At 60.9% G+C, this 18,889-nt stretch carries 14 protein-coding genes; 3 read left to right on the forward strand and 11 right to left on the reverse strand.

The genetic code is table 11. From position 1 onward, the window contains the following. Positions 1 to 10: 10 nt before the first annotated feature. From ligD to AC3I65_RS12560, 4 genes are read right to left on the reverse strand one after another with little or no spacing between them, the layout of a single operon-like run. Positions 11 to 2,593 carry a DNA ligase D gene (gene ligD / locus AC3I65_RS12545; protein ID WP_488523819.1) on the reverse strand — a complete coding sequence of 861 codons (2,583 nt, stop codon included), beginning with the start codon at positions 2,591 to 2,593 and terminating at the stop codon, positions 11 to 13. Then, positions 2,590 to 3,753: a carboxylate-amine ligase gene (locus AC3I65_RS12550; RefSeq protein ID WP_047226455.1), complete on the reverse strand. Its 1,164-nt coding sequence runs from the start codon at positions 3,751 to 3,753 to the stop codon at positions 2,590 to 2,592. Before AC3I65_RS12550 ends, ligD begins: the two co-directional genes overlap by 4 nt. After that, entirely contained in the window at positions 3,725 to 4,726 is a 1,002-nt protein-coding gene (locus AC3I65_RS12555) for a methyltransferase (protein ID WP_288910828.1), read from the reverse strand. Before AC3I65_RS12555 ends, AC3I65_RS12550 begins: the two co-directional genes overlap by 29 nt. A gap of 8 nt (positions 4,727 to 4,734) precedes the next feature. After that, positions 4,735 to 6,120, reverse strand: a complete 1,386-nt coding sequence (locus AC3I65_RS12560) for an iron-containing redox enzyme family protein (protein ID WP_488523820.1) — start codon at positions 6,118 to 6,120, stop codon at positions 4,735 to 4,737. Between the two features lie 249 nt (positions 6,121 to 6,369). On the opposite strand from AC3I65_RS12560, the gene AC3I65_RS12565 reads away from it, so the two are divergent. Next, the gene (locus tag AC3I65_RS12565) at positions 6,370 to 7,707 is read left to right on the forward strand and encodes a cation:proton antiporter (protein ID WP_173406956.1); all 1,338 of its coding nucleotides are present in this window, start codon (positions 6,370 to 6,372) and stop codon (positions 7,705 to 7,707) included. A gap of 4 nt (positions 7,708 to 7,711) precedes the next feature. Here the strand turns inward: AC3I65_RS12565 and AC3I65_RS12570 are convergent, their stop codons facing one another. After that, positions 7,712 to 8,248: a hypothetical protein gene (locus tag AC3I65_RS12570; RefSeq protein WP_047226451.1), complete on the reverse strand. Its 537-nt coding sequence runs from the start codon at positions 8,246 to 8,248 to the stop codon at positions 7,712 to 7,714. A gap of 156 nt (positions 8,249 to 8,404) precedes the next feature. On the opposite strand from AC3I65_RS12570, the gene AC3I65_RS12575 reads away from it, so the two are divergent. After that, on the forward strand, positions 8,405 to 8,635 hold the full coding sequence (locus AC3I65_RS12575) for a hypothetical protein (protein WP_047226450.1): 231 nt from the start codon (positions 8,405 to 8,407) through the stop codon (positions 8,633 to 8,635). A gap of 25 nt (positions 8,636 to 8,660) precedes the next feature. On the opposite strand, the gene AC3I65_RS12580 is transcribed toward AC3I65_RS12575, so the two are convergent. The 3 genes from AC3I65_RS12580 to AC3I65_RS12590 all read right to left on the reverse strand — a co-directional run bounded on the left by AC3I65_RS12580 (position 8,661) and on the right by AC3I65_RS12590 (position 14,688). Next, positions 8,661 to 10,592 carry a hybrid sensor histidine kinase/response regulator gene (locus AC3I65_RS12580; RefSeq protein ID WP_047226631.1) on the reverse strand — a complete coding sequence of 644 codons (1,932 nt, stop codon included), beginning with the start codon at positions 10,590 to 10,592 and terminating at the stop codon, positions 8,661 to 8,663. Positions 10,593 to 10,702: 110 nt separating this feature from the next. Further along, entirely contained in the window at positions 10,703 to 13,024 is a 2,322-nt protein-coding gene (locus AC3I65_RS12585; RefSeq protein ID WP_322834002.1) for an ATP-dependent DNA helicase, read from the reverse strand. Continuing rightward, the gene (locus AC3I65_RS12590) at positions 13,021 to 14,688 is read right to left on the reverse strand and encodes a VRR-NUC domain-containing protein (protein ID WP_281459226.1); all 1,668 of its coding nucleotides are present in this window, start codon (positions 14,686 to 14,688) and stop codon (positions 13,021 to 13,023) included. The genes AC3I65_RS12585 and AC3I65_RS12590 overlap by 4 nt, the downstream gene beginning before the upstream one ends. Positions 14,689 to 14,896: 208 nt before the next feature. Between AC3I65_RS12590 and AC3I65_RS12595 the strand changes: the two genes are divergently transcribed. Then, complete coding sequence (locus tag AC3I65_RS12595) at positions 14,897 to 15,121, forward strand: YgdI/YgdR family lipoprotein (RefSeq protein WP_173406954.1); 225 nt, start codon at positions 14,897 to 14,899, stop codon at positions 15,119 to 15,121. Between the two features lie 42 nt (positions 15,122 to 15,163). Here AC3I65_RS12595 and AC3I65_RS12600 read toward each other — a convergent pair whose 3' ends face one another. The 3 genes from AC3I65_RS12600 to AC3I65_RS12610 form a co-directional block, all read right to left on the reverse strand. Continuing rightward, on the reverse strand, positions 15,164 to 15,550 hold the full coding sequence (locus AC3I65_RS12600; RefSeq protein WP_313959874.1) for a hypothetical protein: 387 nt from the start codon (positions 15,548 to 15,550) through the stop codon (positions 15,164 to 15,166). Between the two features lie 71 nt (positions 15,551 to 15,621). Next, on the reverse strand, positions 15,622 to 17,472 hold the full coding sequence (locus AC3I65_RS12605; protein WP_488523821.1) for a polyurethane esterase: 1,851 nt from the start codon (positions 17,470 to 17,472) through the stop codon (positions 15,622 to 15,624). Between the two features lie 67 nt (positions 17,473 to 17,539). Beyond that, the gene (locus AC3I65_RS12610; RefSeq protein ID WP_047226629.1) at positions 17,540 to 18,889 is read right to left on the reverse strand and encodes a TolC family outer membrane protein; all 1,350 of its coding nucleotides are present in this window, start codon (positions 18,887 to 18,889) and stop codon (positions 17,540 to 17,542) included.

Raw genomic sequence — 18,889 nt, forward strand, 5'->3', positions numbered from 1 at the left:
TCGAACCAAGCTATTTATCGGTCTTTTTCATACCAATGCGTCGACGCATGTCGGCGGTGATGCTTTGGCGGGTCTTCTTCAGGCCCGCCCAAGGCTCGTGACCCACTTGCGCCAAACGCTCATGGACGTTGTGCACGGTCCACAGGTTTGCGCCTTTGAGTTCGGCCACTTCCTCGCGAAAGATCGGCACCGACACCGGCAACCCTTCACGGGTACGGGCGGCATAGGCGCAGATGGTGGTGGCGCCCAGGCCGTTACGCAGGTAGTCGATGAAGATCCGCCCTACCCGGTTCTTTGGCCCGGAGACCGCCGAGAATCGATCCGGCAACAGCTTGGCCATGTGGCTGACAATCGCATGGCTGAAGCCCTTGACCTCGTCCCAACCCAACTTGCGGGTCAAGGGCACGACAATGTGGATGCCTTTGCCGCCGCTGGTCTTGAGAAACGCCTTGAGCCCTAGTTCATCGAGTACCGACAAGGTCAGATGCGTCGCTTCCACCATGCTTTTCCAAGGCAGGGCCGGATCCGGGTCAAGATCGAGAACAAAGCGATCAGGCTTGTCCAGGTTCACCGACGTGGCATTCCAGGTGTGTAACTCCACCGTGCTCATTTGTACCGCGCCGATCAACGCTTCGGGATTGTTGATGATCATTACCGGCTGCCCGGTCAATGATTTGTCCAGGGTAGTGATACCAGGAATCGCCAGGCGCTCGGCGTTTTTCTGGAAAAACAACTCACCGGCAATGCCATCCGGCGCCCTGACCAGTGCCACCGGGCGGTCGGCCAGTTCCGGCAGGATGAACTCGGCGACGCTGGCGTAGTACTCGGCCAGTTGCAGCTTGGTCGTGCCGCTGCTGGGATCAATGACTCGCTCAGGGTGGGTGATGCGCACCTTGCCGTCCATGGCTGGCGCCTGAGTGGTTTTGGCTTTGGTTTTGGTTTTTTCCGCAGTCTTTTTCACGGGTTTGGCCAGCTCCTGGGTGATCGCCTCGGCTGGTTTATCGTTGCGCAAACCATGAAACACGGCATGGCGCACCGAGCCTTCCTTGGTCATCTCGGCAAACGCCACTTCAGCCAGCAGCGTCGGTTCCAGCCAATGCACTCCTTTGGCCTCGTATCCGGTGGGTGGGTTGACCACCGCGGCTTTTTTTCTTTCCAGGGGCAACAATTGCTGGTGAATGCTTGTGAGGGTTTGCTCGTTGAACCCTGTGCCGACCTTGCCGGCATAGCGCAGTTGCCCGCTGTCGGCATCGTGCAGCCCCAGCAACAAGGCGCCGAAGCCGGTGCGAGCGCCCTTGGGCTCGCTGAAACCGACTACGACGAACTCCTGGCGATTCTTGCACTTGAGCTTGATCCAGTCGTTGCTGCGCCGGGAAACGTAGGCACTGCCCATGCGTTTGCCGATCAGTCCTTCCATCTGCATTTGGCATGCACTGTTGAGCAAGGCTTCAGGGGTTTCTTCGAAGGCATCGGAGAAGCGCAACAGCGGATTCTTGTTGCTCGCAAGCACGGCCGCCAACGCGGCCCGCCGCTCTTGCACGGGCACTTCGCGCAGGTCCATGCCATTGAGGTAAGGCAGATCGAACAAGTAGTAGGCAATCTTGTTGCTGCTGCCGGCGTCGAAAGCGTTCTGCAGGGCCTGGAAATCCGGTACGCCGTGCTCGTTGGCCACCACCATCTCACCGTCCAGCCAGGCGGACTCCAGCCCTAATCCGGCCAGCGCTTCGGCCTGCTTGGGCAGCTTGTGGGTCCAGTCATGGCCATTGCGGGTGATCAGCCTGACATCGTCGTTTTCAATGCGGGCCATGACGCGGTAACCGTCGAACTTGATTTCATAGAGCCATTCGCCTTCAGGCGCGTGCTCTACCAACGTGGCCAATTCCGGTTTGAGCGTCTTGGGAATCGCCCCGGCCACCGCGCCGCTGAGGGTCGTGGTCGAGGTTTTTCTGGATGGTTTGGGCGTGGTGGCTTTTTTCGGTTGCTGCACTGCCTTGACCTGGGCGGCAGCCTTGCCACGGCGCTTGGGTACAAGGGTGCGCTCGCTGAGCACGCTGTCCGGCTCGGCCTGGACCACGTCGTACTCGCTTTCGGGACGTGCCGCTGCGTCCTGGTGCTTGATCAGGAACCACTGCTCCTGCTTGCCGGGCATGTGGGTGCGTACCAGGTTCCACAGGCCACTGAGTTTTTCCCCTTGCAGCTCGAACTTGAGCCGGCCTTTTTCATAGGCCTCATGGGCATCGCCCTGGGGAATCCACACGCCTCGATCCCAGACAATGACGTCGCCAGCGCCATAATGGCCTTCGGGAATGCTGCCTTCGAAGGTCGCGTAATCCAGCGGATGGTCTTCGACATGCACCGCCAGGCGCTTGACCTTGGGGTCCAGGGACGGCCCTTTGGGCACCGCCCAGCTCTTGAGCGCTCCGTCCAGCTCCAGCCGGAAGTCATAATGCAGCCGTGAAGCGTCGTGCTTCTGAATGCAGAACTGCAAGGCATGGGCGGTTTTCGCCGATTTGCGTGAACGCTTGGCCGCCGGTTCCGGGGTGGCGTCGAAGTCACGCATCCGGTTGTAATCCTCCAGGGTCTTGCTGCTCATGGACCACCTGCCACTTGCAACAGCGACGGGTCGGCCACGGGCATCCCGGCAGTTTCCGCCAACAATTGATCGACTACCCTGCTCAAGGCATGCTCGGTGGAGTCGCCCAGCAGCAGCCCTTGTTCGTAGAGCACGATTTGTCGATCGGAACTGGTGCCTTCCTGAACGATACGACGTGCCTGCTTGAACACATCCTCAACGCCCAGCGCGGCGGCCGTTTCGCCAAAGGTCTGCTCCGCCAGCGTGATCCACTCCCCGATCATCATCGGCTGCTCCTGCCCCTCCAGGATGAACTCGGCCAGGATTCCATGACGCTTGGCCCGCCAGCGATTTTCCTTGAGGATCCAGTGGGAGGTCAGGCTGAAGTGCGCGCCGGGCTTGGGTAGTGCAATGGCATGGGCCACCATCAACCGAAACAGCGAGACCAGGCACAGGACATCTTCAACACGCGGACAGGCATCGCAGATTCGCAGCTCCAGCGTGGGATAACGCGACGAAGGCCGCATCACCCACCAACAATCGCTGGGCTGGCGAATGGATCCGGTGCGCATGAGCATGTCCACGTAGCCGGCAAACGCCGACTCATCCTCGAAGAACTCCGGCACGCCCATGCGCGGCCATTCATCGCAAGCGACCTGACGGTAGCTGCTGAACCCGCTGTAGGCACCGTTCCAGAACGGCGACGAAGCACTCAGCGCCAGGAACATCGGCAGCCAGGGCAGCACCTCGTTCATGACCCGGACACGGTCCTTATGGGCCGGCACCTCCACGTGCACATGCAGGCCCGAAAGCACGCTCCGTCGGGCCACCCGCTGGTAATCGTCGAACAGCTGCTGAAAGTGCAGTTCGTCGGTGGGCTGCAGACCCTGGGTCGCCATGGGATGCGAGCCGGCGCTGAGCAGGCCCAGGCCATGGGCGGCCAGGCGCTGGGTCAGGCCTGTGCGGACCTGGGCCAGGTAATCGGCCGCCTCGGGCAAGTTGCGGAAAATAGGCGACGCCATCTCGATCTGACACTGGAACATTTCATGGGCGAAATGCTTGCCCAGTAGCGCCTGGCACGCCGTGACAACCTCTGCTGAGGGTTGATCCGGCATACAACGGGTTTGCAGATCGGTGATGAAATACTCCTCTTCAATGCCGAACTTCAGTCGCCTGTTCATCGATAGTCCCTCCGATACCCGCGCCGATGCGGGTTACAACCAACGCCACCACGGCGATCCTTTCTACGTCCTGGTAACCCGGGGTGAGCAGTTCTTCACCAAACACGTCCGGGTCCAATTCCTTGTAAGTCCAGCCGAAGTCCGGCGAGTCGCGCCAAGGCTCAAGCGCCTCGAGAAACGGATCACGCCCATCGACCATCGCCACGCCGGTGTAGAGCACCAGCGAGCCACCGGGCGTAAGCCGTGGCAGGGCCTGTTCGACAATGCGCAGCGACAGCCCGGCGCCCAGTGCGCCACCGCCATGGCGATAGGCCCGTTCGTCGGGGTCGGCCATGTACGGCGGATTGGCGACGATCAGGTCGAAGTCGCCCTCCACATCCTGGAGTACATCGCTGCGGGCGATCTCGACGTTGGACACCTCGGCCAGCGCCGCGTTGACCGCGCTCAGGCGCAGGGCCATCGGATTGATATCCACGGCCAGCACCTGTGCCTCGCGCCGGGCGCGGGCAATGACCAGCGCCCCGACACCGGCGCCACAGCCGATGTCCACGGCCCGATGTATTGCCGTGAAGTTCTGCTGCAGATAAGTATGGATCAGTTGGGCGAAACGATAGCTGTCGGGGCCGAAAAACACCGCGTCGTTGGCTTGGGTGGGAAATTGCGAATGAGCGAACAGCAGGCCGTCCAGGCTTGACCAACGCACGCGGCTATGCAGCAGGCCGTCGCGCGCTTGCAGCACCTCGGCTTCCTGCAGCTGGCGCTGCTCATCGGCGCTGATCAGCCCCGGGGCAAACGGGCGCGACCAGCCGAACACATCCCTCAGGGTCCTGGAGCGTTCATTGCCAGGTCGTTGGTTGACGCGTTCGTGGGTCAGGGGTGTCGGGGTAATGAAGCGATAGCCGTCGGCTTGCAGGCGTCGGCCCAATTGCAATAGCGCCAGGTCAGTTTCGGATAGGCGTTCTTCCTGATTCATGCGGGCTCCTAGCGCAGCGCGGATTTGAGTTCGATGAAGCGACGAGTCGCCAGCAGTCCGGCCGGATGGCTGTGGCAGCGCGCCGAGAGCCACGGCATCAGGGTCTGCATCTGCGCATCGGGCGTCTGGCCTCGCAGGGTCTGTTGCAGGCTCTGTACATCGGGGTCCTCGATCGGCATCTGCGGCTCGCACGCTGCACCGTGGGCGCGGCGCGGGGTTTTCTTAGTACCCTCCTGCGTCCAGTCACCGGCGATCCAGTCGTGCAGCAACTGTTTTTCATAGGGGCTGAACACCCCGAACATGGCCGCGCCCGCCCCTTCGATCAGCGTCCAGAACCGGCTGTTCTGCGGATCTTCATGACGTTTGATCCAGCCCTTGTTTTGCAGCGCCGTCAGGAAGCCTTCCAGTTGTCCAGGCGCTGCCAGCCATTGATTGACGGTCTTGCCTTCGAACTTGCAGTAATCGGAATGCATGTGTTGGCCGAACGGACGTTTGCGTTCGAGCATGTCCAGCACTTCGCGATACAGGTCGAATGACTCGATGATGGTTCGGCTGCCTTGGCCTAGATCATTGAGGCGATAACCCAGGGTGACCCGGTGCCAGAACGCTTCGCGATCCGCCTCCATCGGCATCAGTTGCAGCAGCGACTGGATGGCCTTGTGGGCATGACCGGTGCTCGCGTTGTCAATCGTCACGTGGAGGGTGAAGTAGTAAGGGTCGATGTCCAGCTCAGTCAGCTCATAAGCGCTGATCAACAGGTGCAGGGGCAGTTGTTCGTAACCCAGGTTGTAGCCGATCACTTCAGGCAGGTATTCATCGCCGCCATAGCCCAGGGCCAATTGCACAGCACCTTGCAGGTAGCGCTCGTCTTCAATGTCTGGCGCGTCCGACAGGTCGTGTTCGGCGAGCAGCTTGCGGTATATCACCACATGGTTTTGCGAGGGATTGCCGTCGCCCAACTCTTCCAGATAAGTGCTCAGCAGCCCTTCGAAACGGTGGTCGTGCCAATGCTTGAGCACGCCATACAGCCACGCGCCGTCCACCAGTTTGGTGGGCGCCACCGCCTGCAGGAAATACAAGGCGTGGGCCTTGCAAGTGAAAAACTCTCGTGGACCGGCGTTTTTGCGCCGCTCCAGATACTCGGCGTACTGGCGGGCTACACCGGCACTGTGTTGCTCGACCCAGTCTTGCAGAGCCGTGGGCGTGTCGGGCAGCTCCAGGGGCAGTGCCGCGGCCTGCCCCACGCATTGCTGAAGGAAGGCCTGGGCGACGGTTTGCTTGTCAGCATCGTCAGGGCCATGGAGCAGCCGTTCATAGCATTGGCGCACGCTCCCGGCATCCATGAATGAATGCACGGTGGCAGGCCGGGATTGGAGGGGTGTCAGCGCAGTCATAAGGGCCTCTTGGGTTCTCGGCAGGACGCTGAATCAACACGTCTCTACTTTGGCAGAGCGCCGGGAATGACGAAAAATTCCCTTCAGATGAAAGTCCTCCGGATAAACGGAGCCGTATCGCTTTGACGGAACCGGCGCTTGGCTCAGACCCTCGAATGAACGACAGGAGCCGGATACTGGCTTGACGGTGTCTGTTTCACTCGGGGCTGTGCCTGCGAGCTATGCCTACGAGCTATCCAAGGAGCAGCAATGATTTTCACAGTATGGGTAGCGGTGCTCGGCGCCGTATTGCTGACCTTGGCCCTGACGTCCTCCTACCTGCGCTGGATGCCGGTAACCACCTCGGCGATATGCCTGGGTTTGGGCGTTGCCATCGGGCCGGCGGGCTTGGAGTTGTTGAGGCTGGACATTGCCGACGCCTCAGCCTGGATGGAGCACCTCACTGAAGTCGCGGTAGTGTTTTCGCTGTTCGTCAGCGGCCTCAAGTTACGTTTGCCCCTCAAGGACCGAAGTTGGCGCGTGGCCTACACACTGGCCGGCCCGGTGATGATCCTGACCATCGCGGGCCTGACCTTGACCCTGCATTACCTGTTTGGTCTCGGTTGGGGCGTGTCGTTGTTGATTGGCGCAATCCTCGCGCCAACCGATCCGGTGCTCGCGGCGTTGGTGCAGGTCAACGATGCCCGGGATGATGACCAGGTACGGTTTGGCCTGTCGGGGGAAGCCGGCTTGAACGACGGCACGGCCTTCCCCTTTGTGATTCTGGGCTTGTTGTTGCTGCGCGAGGACGACCTTGGCTTTCTCGGTGACTGGATGCTGCAGGATGTGCTGTGGGCAGTGCCGGTCGGTTTGCTCACCGGTTACTGGATGGGCCGCGGTATCGGCTGGTTGACCCTGTCGATGCGCATCAAGAACGCCGACAGCACCCTCTCGCCCAACGATTACCTGGCCCTGGCGCTGATTGCCCTGGCCTACGTCGTGGCCGAAGCCCTCCAGGGTTATGGCTTTCTTTCGGTGTTTGCCGCTGGCCTGGGCCTGCGCCAGGCCGAGGTGCAATCGACGGATGAACACTCACTCCCGGCAGAACACCTGGTGCAACCGGTGGTGGGACACGAAGCGACCACCCCCCGCGATGCGGTCCGGGGTGACGCCGAGACTCTGGAAGAGGGTCAGGTGGCTGCGGGGGTCATGATGAGCGACATGCTCGCCTTCGGCAGTCTGGTGGAGCGTTCCATGGAAGTGTTTCTGGTGACGCTGTTGGGGGTGGCGCTTGCCACTCATTGGGACTGGCGGGCCTTGGTCATCGGTGGTCTGCTGTTTGCCGTGATTCGCCCGTTGAGCTTGCTGGTGATGCCTTGGGGACGGCTGCTGGACACGCCACAACGGTTGCTGATTGGCTGGTTCGGCATACGTGGCATCGGCAGTCTGTTTTATCTGTTCTATGCGGTGAACCATGATTTACAGCCAGAGATGGTCCAGTTGTGCATCAATATCACGCTGTCGGTGGTGGCCCTGAGCATTTTGGTCCATGGCTTGAGTACCCAACCCATACTGGCCTGGTATGAGCGCCACAAAAAATCGAGCTAAGGCTTCAGCCCCCTGGATCACTCACCTGGATATAAACCGAGTATGCCCCCAGCAAGACCCAGAACGCGGCAAAGATCCATGGCGTACGCACCGAAAACAGCAACGACTTGCGATAGCCCTTGTGAGTCGATTCCTGTTTGCTGAACAGCGGGGATTCGTCGTAGGCCAGTCCCATCAACGGCTCTGCGCGCAGCAACTCGCTTTGCTTGAAATGCCAATGGTCGATGATCTCGTAAGCCGCGCGAATTCCTGGCCAGGCGTTGAGCGAGCTCAGGAAGCCCAGCAGAGCCAGGAACGGCGGGACGATCAATGTGAACAACTTGCCCCACTCCGGGTTCAGGTTGGCCATGCATGAGGCAAAGGCGATCACCAGGAAGGATTGGGCGGCCAGGTACGCATCGGTTCGATTGGCCAGGATGCTGGTTTCGTACTGGATCTCCCGGCGATAAAAATCCAGGCGTTCCTTGGGCGAGCCGAACAGCTTGGCATTGTGTTCCGTCAGTTCTTCATCCGGGGTATGGCTGGTGAGTATTCTGGGCATTGCGCAGGCTGCGCCTCGGGTGTGGGTTTGGGACTTGTTAGAAGAAATGAGGGACAGGCAAGTTCCGGCCACCGGACCAGAGGTGCGACCCGGGCTCAACGAAACGCTCAGTGATCGTCACGGTCTCTAGATCACCGAAAGCTTGAGGAGGGCTCTGTGGATTATCTTGGATGGGTGCAATGGCCGGCGATGGTGGTGACGGTGCTGGCCGCCTGGCTGATCGGCTCACGTCAGCCCCGACGGCGGGTGGCCGGGTTCAGTTGTTTTATCGCGAGCAATATTCTATGGGTCATCTGGGGGCTGCATTCAGACGCCTATGCGTTGATCGTGCTGCAGTTCTGCCTGTGTGCGATGAACTTGCGAGGGTTCAGGAAAAATACTGAATGAACCTCTGGCAGCGCCATGCCTGGAGTTACTTCATCGCCTGCCCAATGACCTGCACCAGGTCAATCTGCTTGAACGGCTTGGTCAGGCGCGGCAGTTGCGTGGCGAACCCTTCCAGGCGTTCGGCGTAGCCGGTGGCCAGGATAATGGGCAAGGTCGGATGACGATCACGCAGCAGTTTCGCCAATTGCGCACCATCCATCTGCGGCATGGCCATGTCGGTGATCACCAGGTCGATGTCCGGATTGAGCTCATACATCTGTAGCGCCTGAGCCGCCGATGGGGCGCACAGCACGCGGTGGCCCAGGTCTTCGATCAGCAGCCGGGTGCTGGTCAGTACCAGGCTGTCATCGTCCACGACCAACACCCGTAGCTCGTTCACCGAGGGTGTCGTCGTGGCCTGGGCCGGCACTTTGTCTGGCGCCGAGTTGTCGGCTATCGGCAACCACAGCTCAGCGGTAGTGCCCTCGCCTTTGCGGCTCTTGAGTATCAGGCGGCCACCCAATTGCTCGGCCAAGCCATGCACCATGGACAGGCCCAGGCCAGTGCCCTTGCCTACCCCTTTGGTGGTGAAAAACGGGTCCACGGCCGAAGCCAGCGTCGCCTCGTCCATGCCCTCGCCCTCGTCGGTGATGGACAGGCAAATGTATCGCCCTGGTGCCATCGGCGCGTCCTTGCCGGCCTCGGTGTCGGAGCGTTCCTGGGCCGAGATCAGGATCCGCCCCCCCTGCGGCATGGCATCCCGAGCGTTGGTCGCCAGGTTCAGGATGGCCAGTTCCAGTTGGTTGACATCGGCCAACACCGGCGAAAGCGCCTGGGCAAAGTCGGTCTGAATGTGTATCGAAGGGCCGATGGAGCTTTGCAACAAACCACTGATGCCCTGCACCAGTGCCGACAGCTCGACCGATTCGGAGGACAGTTTCTGTCTGCGGGCGAACGCGAGCATCCGTTGCGTCAGCGAGACACCGCGCAGCGCGCCCTGGGTGGCGTTATCCAGCAGTTGGATGAGTTTCGGATCGCTGGGCATGCGCTTGCGCACAATTTCCAGGTTGCCGAGGATCACCGTCAGCAGGTTATTGAAGTCATGGGCGATGCCTCCGGTGAGCTGGCCGATGGCTTGCAGTTTCTGTGACTGGAACAGCGCCTCGCGAGCCTGTTCCAAGGCTTGCTGCGCACGGGTGGCATCGGTGATGTCGCGGGTGATCTTGGCAAAACCCAGTAGCGTCCCCGTGTCGTTGCGGATCGCGTCAATGACCACATGAGCCATGAACCGGGTGCCATCCTTGCGTAACCGCCAGCCCCTTTTTTCAAAGCGCCCTTCACTGGCGGCGATGCTCAAGGCCCGTTGAGGCTCACCGGCGTCACGGTCCTCAGGGGTATAGAACATCGAAAAATGCCGGCCGATGGCTTCCGCCGGAAGATAGCCCTTGATCCGTTGCGCGCCCAGGTTCCAGTTGGTCACCTGGCCGTCTGGATCGAGCATGTAGATGGCGTAATCGGTGACGCTTTGCACCAACAGGCGAAACTGCTGTTCGCTTTGCTTGAGGGTTTCCTCGGCCATCTTGCGATCGGTCAGGTCCCGGGTGATCTTGGCAAAGCCAAGCAAGTCGCCGCTCTGGCTATCGATGATCGGATCAATGACGACATGGGACCAGAACAACGTTCCGTCCTTGCGCACCCGCCAGCCCTCGCCTTCGAAACGCCCCTCGCGCAGGGCCGTGTCCAGCGCCCGTTGCGGAAGACCGTCGGCGCGATCCTGGTCAGTGTAGAAGCGTGAGAAGTGCTGGCCTAGGATCTCGGATTCTTCATAGCCTTTGAAACGCCTGGCACCGGAGTTCCAACTGGTGATGATGCCGGAGGGGTCGGTCATGTAGATGGCATAGTCGACCACGGCGTCGATGAGCAGGCGAAAACGCTGTTCCTGATTGATGAGTGCGGTCTTGGGGGCGTCTTCGAGCATTTTTTTGGCCAAGGCATCCAGAAGGATTTTTTGCGAAGTATGGAGCAAGTGCGGCATCGGAAATAGTGATTAAATCCGTGGGAATCAGCAGCTTGGTCGCGATATGAGATTCACCACAGATCCTTTGTGGGAGCAAGCTCACTCCCACAGCAGTTGTGCTGCTCTTGACTAACTGACCACCAACGCGGCAACAAGTGCTGCACCCTTGCCTCAGCAAATCGATCGTCGATCAACATCACCATCCCACGATCCTGCTGTGTACGAATGACACGACCCGCAGCCTGCACCACTTTTTGCAGGCCGGGATACAGGTAAGTGTAGTCGTAGCCATCGCCGAAAATAGCCGCCATGCGCAGCTTCATCTGCTCGTTGACCGGGTTGAACTGCGCCAGCCCCAGGGTCGCGATGAACGCCCCGATCAGGCGCGAACCCGGTAAATCGATGCCCTCCCCGAATGCACCGCCCAACACCGCAAACCCAATCCCCTGGCTGTGTTCCATGAATCGTTCAAGGAACGCCTGCCGGGGTGCTTCGCCCATGCCGCGTGATTGCGACCATGTGGCAATCTGCGGATGGCGCTCGGCAAACAGTCCGGCCACTTGCTGCAAGTAGTCAAAACTGCTGAAGAAGGCCAGGTAATTGCCCGGGCGCTCGCTGAACTGGCGGGCCATCAACGCGACGATAGGTTCCAGGGACGCCTGGCGGTGGGCAAAGCGGGTGGAGATCCGGCTGACAACCTGTACATCAAGCTGTTGCGCCTGGAATGGCGACTCCACGTCGATCCAGACAGTGTCCGCCGGGACGCCCAACAGGTCAGCATAATAATGCCGGGGGTTCAGGGTGGCGGAAAACAGCACGCTGCTGCGGGCCGCCGTCAGCCTGGGTCGCAGGAAGGCGGCCGGCACTACATTGCGCAGGCACAGGGTCGATGCGCTTCGCTGGCGGCCGTATTCACGCTTGTGTATGTCGAACAAAAAGTGCTCGTCAAAGGACTCCGCCACCCGGGCAAACTGCAAGGCATCGAAGTAGAACGCCTGTAAAGCGCTGTCCAGGCCCTGGGGATGGTCATTGAGGTAATCGCTGATAGCCGTGGTGCACAGCGACAGGGCCTGGAGCAGTTTCTCCGGTGGTTTTTCATACGCCTGATAGACCGCAACCTGGGGCTCATGCAGCGCGTTCCACTGGCGATTGACCCGCTGCAAGGCCTTCTTCAACGTCTCGGGCGCGGTTTTGCGCACTGCCGCCAAAGCGGACTGATCGAGGGTCGCGCTGTACATCTGCCGCCCTCGCTCCACCAGATTGTGGGCTTCGTCCACCAGGGTCGCGACGGTCCAGCCATTGGCCTGGGCCAGACCAAAGAGCAAGGCGCTGAAGTCAAAGTAATAGTTGTAGTCAGCGACCACCACGTCTGCCCAGCGGGCCATTTCCTGGCTCAGGTAGTACGGGCAGATATCATGGGCCAGAGCAATATCGCGCAACGCCGCCTGATCGAGCAGCGTGATCTGGCTCGCCGCCGCACGGGCGTGCGGCAGCCGATCGTAGAACCCGCGGGCCAACGGGCAGGCTTCGCCATGGCAGGCCTTGTCCGGGTGCTCGCAGGCTTTGTCCCGAGCGATCATCTCCAGCACCCGCAACGGCATCGAGGGCGCGCTTTGGGTAATCACTCGGGCCGCATCCAGCGCCAGTTTGCGCCCTGGGGTCTTGGCCGTGAGGAAGAACACCTTATCCAGTCGCTGTGGCGCCAGTGCCTTGAGCATCGGAAACAAGGTGCCAACGGTTTTGCCAATGCCGGTGGGCGCCTGGGCCATCAGGCAGCGGCCGGTGCTGATGGCCTTGAACACCGACTCAGCCAGGTGGCGTTGCCCGGTCCTAAAGCCGGCGTGAGGAAATGCCAGCGTCTGAGCGCCGAGGTTGCGCGCCTGTCGGTGAGCCATCTCCTGTTCGGCCCAGGCGAGGAACAGCGCGCACTGTTGTTCAAAGAAAACCTCAAGCTGCGCCGCTTCAAAGCTTTGCGTGAGGCAGGTTTCCTTTTCGCTGACGATGTCGAAGTAGACCAGCGCCACGTCGATCCGCGGCAGTTGCAACTTCTGGCACATCAACCAGCCGTAGATTTTCGCCTGGGCCCAATGCAACTGGCGATGATTGGCCGGTTGCTTGTCCAGGTCGCCCCGGTAGGTCTTCACTTCTTCGATGCGGTTGCAGGCCGGGTCGTAGCCATCCGCCCGGCCTTTGATCTTCAGCGTCTGGTAGCGGCCCTCCAGGCTCACTTCGGCCTGGTAACCCTCGCTACGCCGCGAGGCCACGGTGCGATGGCCGACGATCCCTTCCATGGCCGTGGGTGACGGCGTGAAGCGCAGGTCCAGGTCGCCGGTCTTGGCGGTGAACTCGCACAGTGCCCGAACGGCGATGCTGTAGCCAGGTTCCTGGGTCATGCGCCCTGCTCCACCCACTGCACATAGCAGACGGCAACGGGCATCTGGTGTTCGTGACAGAACTCCAGCCAGCGCAGTTGATTGTCTTGCAGGCGGTCGCCGGGGCCTTTGACTTCGATCATGCGGTAGGTCTTGTGCTGCGGCCAGAACTGGATCAGGTCCGGCATGCCGGCGCGGTTGGCCTTGATATCCAGCAGCAGGCGGCTGAACCAGTGCTTGAGGTGTTCGGCAGGCAGGCAGTCGAGGGCCTGATGGAGCAACTCTTCGGACAGCGCGCCCCAGAACACGAAAGGCGACTGCACGCCCCATTTTTCGGTGTAACGACGGACAATGGTGTCCCGGTAGCGGCCATCGTCGAGCTGCGCGAAACAGGCCGCGAACAGCTCCGCGCGTCGGTCGTGAAAGTCTTCGTTGAGAAGGTCCACCGGCCCGCGCTGGAACGGGTGGAAAAACGCCCCCGGCAACGGCGCAAAAATCACCGGCCAGCACAGCAGGCCAAACAGCGAATTGATCAGGCTGTTCTCCACGTAGTGCACCGGCGCGGTTTCATCGTGCAGATGGGCCTGCACGTGATACTCCACCGACAAGGCCGGATCGACACGAGGCAGGTGCAGGTCCAGCCGCTCTACCTTGCGCGCCAGGTGCCGCGGCACCGGGGGGCCGCCCAACTTGCGGCGCAGCCGGGGCAGGATCCTGAGCAGTGCCTGGGTTTCGGCGGCGCTTTGCGGTGATTGTGCGGCCGCTTCACCCCATTCAAGGGCTTGGGCGTACTCGCCGATGCGCTCCAGCACCCGAATCATCCGCAGCCGTGCGCCGGGGTAGTTGCAATCCTGATAAATGCGCAAGGCCAGGGTGAAATCGCTGATACGCTCAGCGTGCTGGCCGATCTGGAACAGCAGCTTGCCTCGGCGTCGCTCCAGCCACGGATTGTCCAGGCTCAGGGCATGGGCTTGGGCAACGATCTCTTCAAGAGGCTCGCCGGCTTCGAAACGCTGCTGACATTCGTGCAGGAAGAGGCAGGCATCCACATCCTGGCGGCTGCGCAGGCCACGGGATTGGGCACTGAACTCGACGGTTTCATAGGTGAAGATGCCCAGGTCCGCCAGCACGAACTCCGACCAGTCCTGATAGAGATTGCCGAAAAACAGCAACCGCAACCGATCGCAGAGGTTCATGATCGTCAGGCTGAAGAGTCGGTCTTCCAGCAACGGGCACCAGCTGCGAAAAGGCTGTGGTTGATTGAAATGATCCTGCAAGGACTCCAGCCACTGGCCCTTTGTCGCCTTGGGGTGTTCGATCAGGTGACCCAGGCACAGGATGATTTCCTGTTTGAGCAGCACCTCGAACAGCTCGCCAAGGCCAAGAGGCGCTTGATCCTCGACCCAGCCCCGCGCCAGCAACGGCTCGATGGCGCTGCCGGTATCACCGATCTCAGGGTAATGCAGCTTGCTCTGGCGAAAATGCAGCCCCTTGCGCATCACCATGCGCACCAGCAATCCCTGGGATGCACGGGGCAAGCTGGCGAACTCGTCGATGAAGCGTTGCTCCTCAGGGCTGAGCACATCGGCATAGCGCGTTGCCAACCAGGCGAGCACCTGCTGAAAGTTGTTCAGGTAGTAGAAAGGGTCGTCGAGGGGGTTATTTGTCACGGAAAGAGGTGCCATGCCTGCTGGAATACTGGTTATGCGTACAGATATCAGCTGCGGCGGGCCCAGGCAACTGCAAAAGATGAGCGGTCGCCCGCATTCAGGAGGGAAATCCTGCAGTCGGCGATGAACTTTCCTACGGCAAGCGAGACCAATGGCGGTTAACTACAGTGATGGCGCGGTCTAATCAACTGAACGGCGTCTTTTTGATTGAGAGGTTACGGATATGAACATCAGGATTCTGGGTCTGCCCCTGGTCGCCGCTGCGCTCCTGGCTCTGGCCGGCTGCTCGTCACCCACGGTGGTGACCCTGCAGAACGGTACCCAGTATTTGACCAAGGATGCCCCTAACACCCGTACCGCCGACGGCTTCTACGAGTTCGAAGACATTTCCGGCAAGAAAGTGCGGGTTCGCGCCGATGAAGTGGCGACAGTACGCAAGGAAGACTGAGTTTATTGAGGCCCTCTCCCCCGGAGAGGGCCTGATCTCATGTCATCGGCTGAATCCGATGTCCATCCCGGGTGTCGGACTACCCTCTTGGCAACTGATCAGCCCACCTTTTCGCCGCATCATCTGCTCCCTCAATCGCAGGCAGCGGTTGTATTCCTGTTCAATGGCGTGATCGATGCTGATGTTTCCGGTCGTGGCCGGTTTGTTCACTTCCCCGAGACTCACCGATACCCAGGGCTTTTCTGCCTGCACGTCGAAGCGCGGTCGGGGCGACGTCGCCTCGACAGGGGCGCCTGCCTGGGCGGCGGGCAATTGCTCCGAGGTGACGCCGTAGCGGGTCAGAATCGATTGATCCGGCAATTCGGCCAAGGCGCCAGCCGAGGCCAGTCCCCACATCAGGCCGATGATTGAGGCTTGTTTACTGCTCACTGCTTCACTCCCTCTTGTGCCGAGGGGACACACGCATCCCCTCGGCACCACGTACTCAAAACAACCTTGGATCAGGCGAACACAAATTCGCCTCCTACCTGGCCCGGATTGACCCCCACCAGGGTCACGGAACTGTCACCGACCTCAAGCAGCGTGTCACTGCCGACCTGAGACAGGTGCTGGCGGTAGTCGAAACCTTCCCCGGCGCCCTGCACGCCAAGGAACACCAGTGTGTCGCCGGCATCATAACCGCTGATCTGGTCATGGCCGAACGCGCCATTGAAAACGAACGTGTCAGATCCGCCGCCCGATTGCAGCCAGTCATTGCCCGAACCGCCGACAAAGGTGTCGTTACCCGTACCGCCCAACAGCACGTCGTTGCCGTCATGGCCGAACAGCCAGTCCCCCGATGATCGCGCGGTCAAGGTGTCGTCTGCCGAGGTGCCTGCGGTCGACGATGCATACGCCGTCAGCTTGCCCCCCGCCACCAAGCCGTTGGCCGTGACACTGTGGCTCACCTCGTCTTTGAGCAGGCCCCAGAACAAACCGGGCTCTTTGCTGACGAGCGTGTCGATGTCTCGGGTCATGCTGATTGCACCCTGGGCATCGCGCACGTACAAGGTCCCGGCGCCGTCCTGGACGAAGCTTGTATCTTTCACCGAGGACTGCAGCAGCAGGGTGTTGCTGCCCTGCCCGCCCAATATCACGTTGTACCCACCCTCGTCGCGAAAGGTGTCGTTGCCGGCGCGCCCCTCCAGATAGTCATTGCCCTGCCCGCCCTGGATCAGGTCATCACGCTCGCTGCCGATGATGAACGTGCTGCCGGTGTGGGTTTCAGCGTTGCGATTGAGGTCCTGGACCCACGTATTGCTGCGTGCGGGATCCGACAGGTTGGCGACGATGATGGTGGAGTCTTTCTCGGTGAGGTCGTAGAACGCCGAATCGAGGATCCTGTCCATGCCATCGCCGTAACCGGTGGGCAGGTGGGATATCCAGGTGGGAATGTTGAGGATGGAAAACGGCAACACGTTCCAGGCCGCCGAGGCATAGTGGTCGTTGAAGCTGACGATGTTGTTGGTGGCTGACTCCTGCGGAGCATCATGCACGCCCACCGACGCGGAGGTGAACGTGGAGCCGTCCAGGGCCCGGAACACCGGGTCGTTTTCATAACCGATGTTCAGCACTTTGTCGGTGCTGCTTTGGGTTGGCGAGGCGTAGGCGATGTAATTGGCGCTGCTGTAGAACCCCGACCATTGGCTGGTGCTCAAGTCCGCCAGGCTGTTGACCGCCAGCCCACCGAGGCTGTGGCCACTGACCAGCACGTCCTGGCCTGTCAGACCGTGGGCCTGGGCGAACGCCGCGACGTCCCCGAGCAAGTTGCCAAAAGCTTGGCCGACGTAGTTTTTCGCGTAGTCCTGGGGGCCGAAAGCCGCCATCAGATCGCTGATGACGTCGCCAATGGAGTCGCTGATCAGCGTCTCCCGTGGGCCGCTGGTGCCACGAAACGACACCCCGATTTGCGTCAGCTGCCCATCGGCGTCGTACTTGCCGAGAATTTCCACCTGCGCGGTGGTGTAGCCGGCCTTCTCACCAAAAAACGTTCCACGCTCATCCACCTTGCCGGTGTAGCCCAGTTGCGATGCGCTGATCGGGGTCCAGCCGGCCTTTTGCACCGCCTCCAGGGCGAGCTGCTCCGAGTCGGGATTCCACGGCACACCGGGGATCACCCCTTGCGAATCGGTGCTGCCCAGCAGCGCCGTCACCAGCGTGGCGGGCAGTCCCGCGCCGAAGCCGTTCTGCTGGTAGCCGGCGGCAAAGCCGTGGTCCAGATTGTGGTAGGAATACAGCATGATCGCCATTGCATCGCTGACCAGCGCCTTGGACTCGGTGGTGCCGAGGTTTTTATAGTCGTAGATACCCATCGTGATGACCTCTTTTTTTGTTGTTGGAAAGGTTGTCGATACAGGCGAAGTTCTTGGGCACTGCCCGTCATTGGGTCAGCGCCGGGGCCACAAATGCCTCATCCACCTGGGCCAGGTCTTGCGCGCCCAAGGTGCCGGCGTAGTAGTGCAACTTTGTCCAGGCCATGAGGTAGTCATAACGGGCCTGGGCCAAGTCGCGTCGGGTGGTGTAGAGCTGTTCTTCGGCGTTCAGGGCATCGAGGTTGACCCGTTCGCCGCCGAGGATGCTTTGCCGGGTCGACACCACCAGTGCCTCGGCAGCGCTGAGGGCTTTGCGGTATGCCCGCAATTTGTTCACCCCCGATAGGCAGGCGCTGAACTGGCGGCGCAGCTCGATCAGGGTTTCCCGGGTTTTGGCGTCCAGTTCATATTCGGCCCGCTCCATGTTGCGGCTGGCCTGACGGGTCGACGCCGAGACCCCGCCACCGGCGTACAACGGCACGCTGATCTCAAGTCCAATGGTGTTGGTGTCGTAGCGCTGGTTGTAGGTGTTGCCGCTTTCCGACTCGTTCTGGCGCATGGTCGCGTAGGCGCTGACCTTGGGCAGGTGTCCGGCACGGTTGCGTTCGACTTCGTAGCGCGCTACGTCCACGGCCTGGCGCTGGGATGCCAGGGTCGGGTTGTTGCTCACGGCCAGTTCGTGCCATGTCTGGAAACTGGCCGGTTGCAGGGTGAAGGTCTGGAACGTTTCGCTCAGGGGCGCCAGGTCGCCGATGTTCAGGGTCGGGACGCCAATCAACGAGCCAAGTTCGCGCAAGGATGCGTCCTGCTCGTTGCGGGCCTCGATCTCTTCGGCAATCGCCAACTCATAGCGCGACTCGGCTTCAAGGATGTCGGTGCGCGTACCTTCGCCTTGGGCAAACAGATGCTCGTTCTGATGAAACTGCTGTTCGAAAGCCTTTTTCCTGGCCTGGGCAATGTCGATCTGATCCTGGGCGAACAACGCCTGGGTGTAGGCGCTCAACACCCGCACCAGCAATTCCTGGCTCTTGCCACGAAAGTTTTCGTCGGCAAACAGCGCCTGGGCCACGCCTTTGCGATAGGCGGCGTAGGCCTCGTAGTCCAACAGCGGTTGTTGCAGGGTCAGGCTGGAGCCATAGCTGCTGTAGTTGCGGTCGTCATGCTGGCTGGCGCCGCGGTCGTTGAGGTAGGTGACCTTGGACTGGTTGCGGCCCTTGTTGTAGCTGTAGCCCAGGTGCGGCAGCAGCCCGGCGCGGCCAATGGCGCGGTTCTCCAGGCCGGCATCGCGCTCCTTGATCGCGCCCAGGTAGGCCGGGTCATTGCGCAGGGCTTGTTCATAGAACTCGAATGGGCCCATGGCCCAGGCACTGTTGCAGATAACCGCCGCCAGCGCGGCGACCCAGTAACGTCCCTTCAT

The sequence above is a fragment of the Pseudomonas sp. N-1-13 genome (assembly GCF_057787095.1).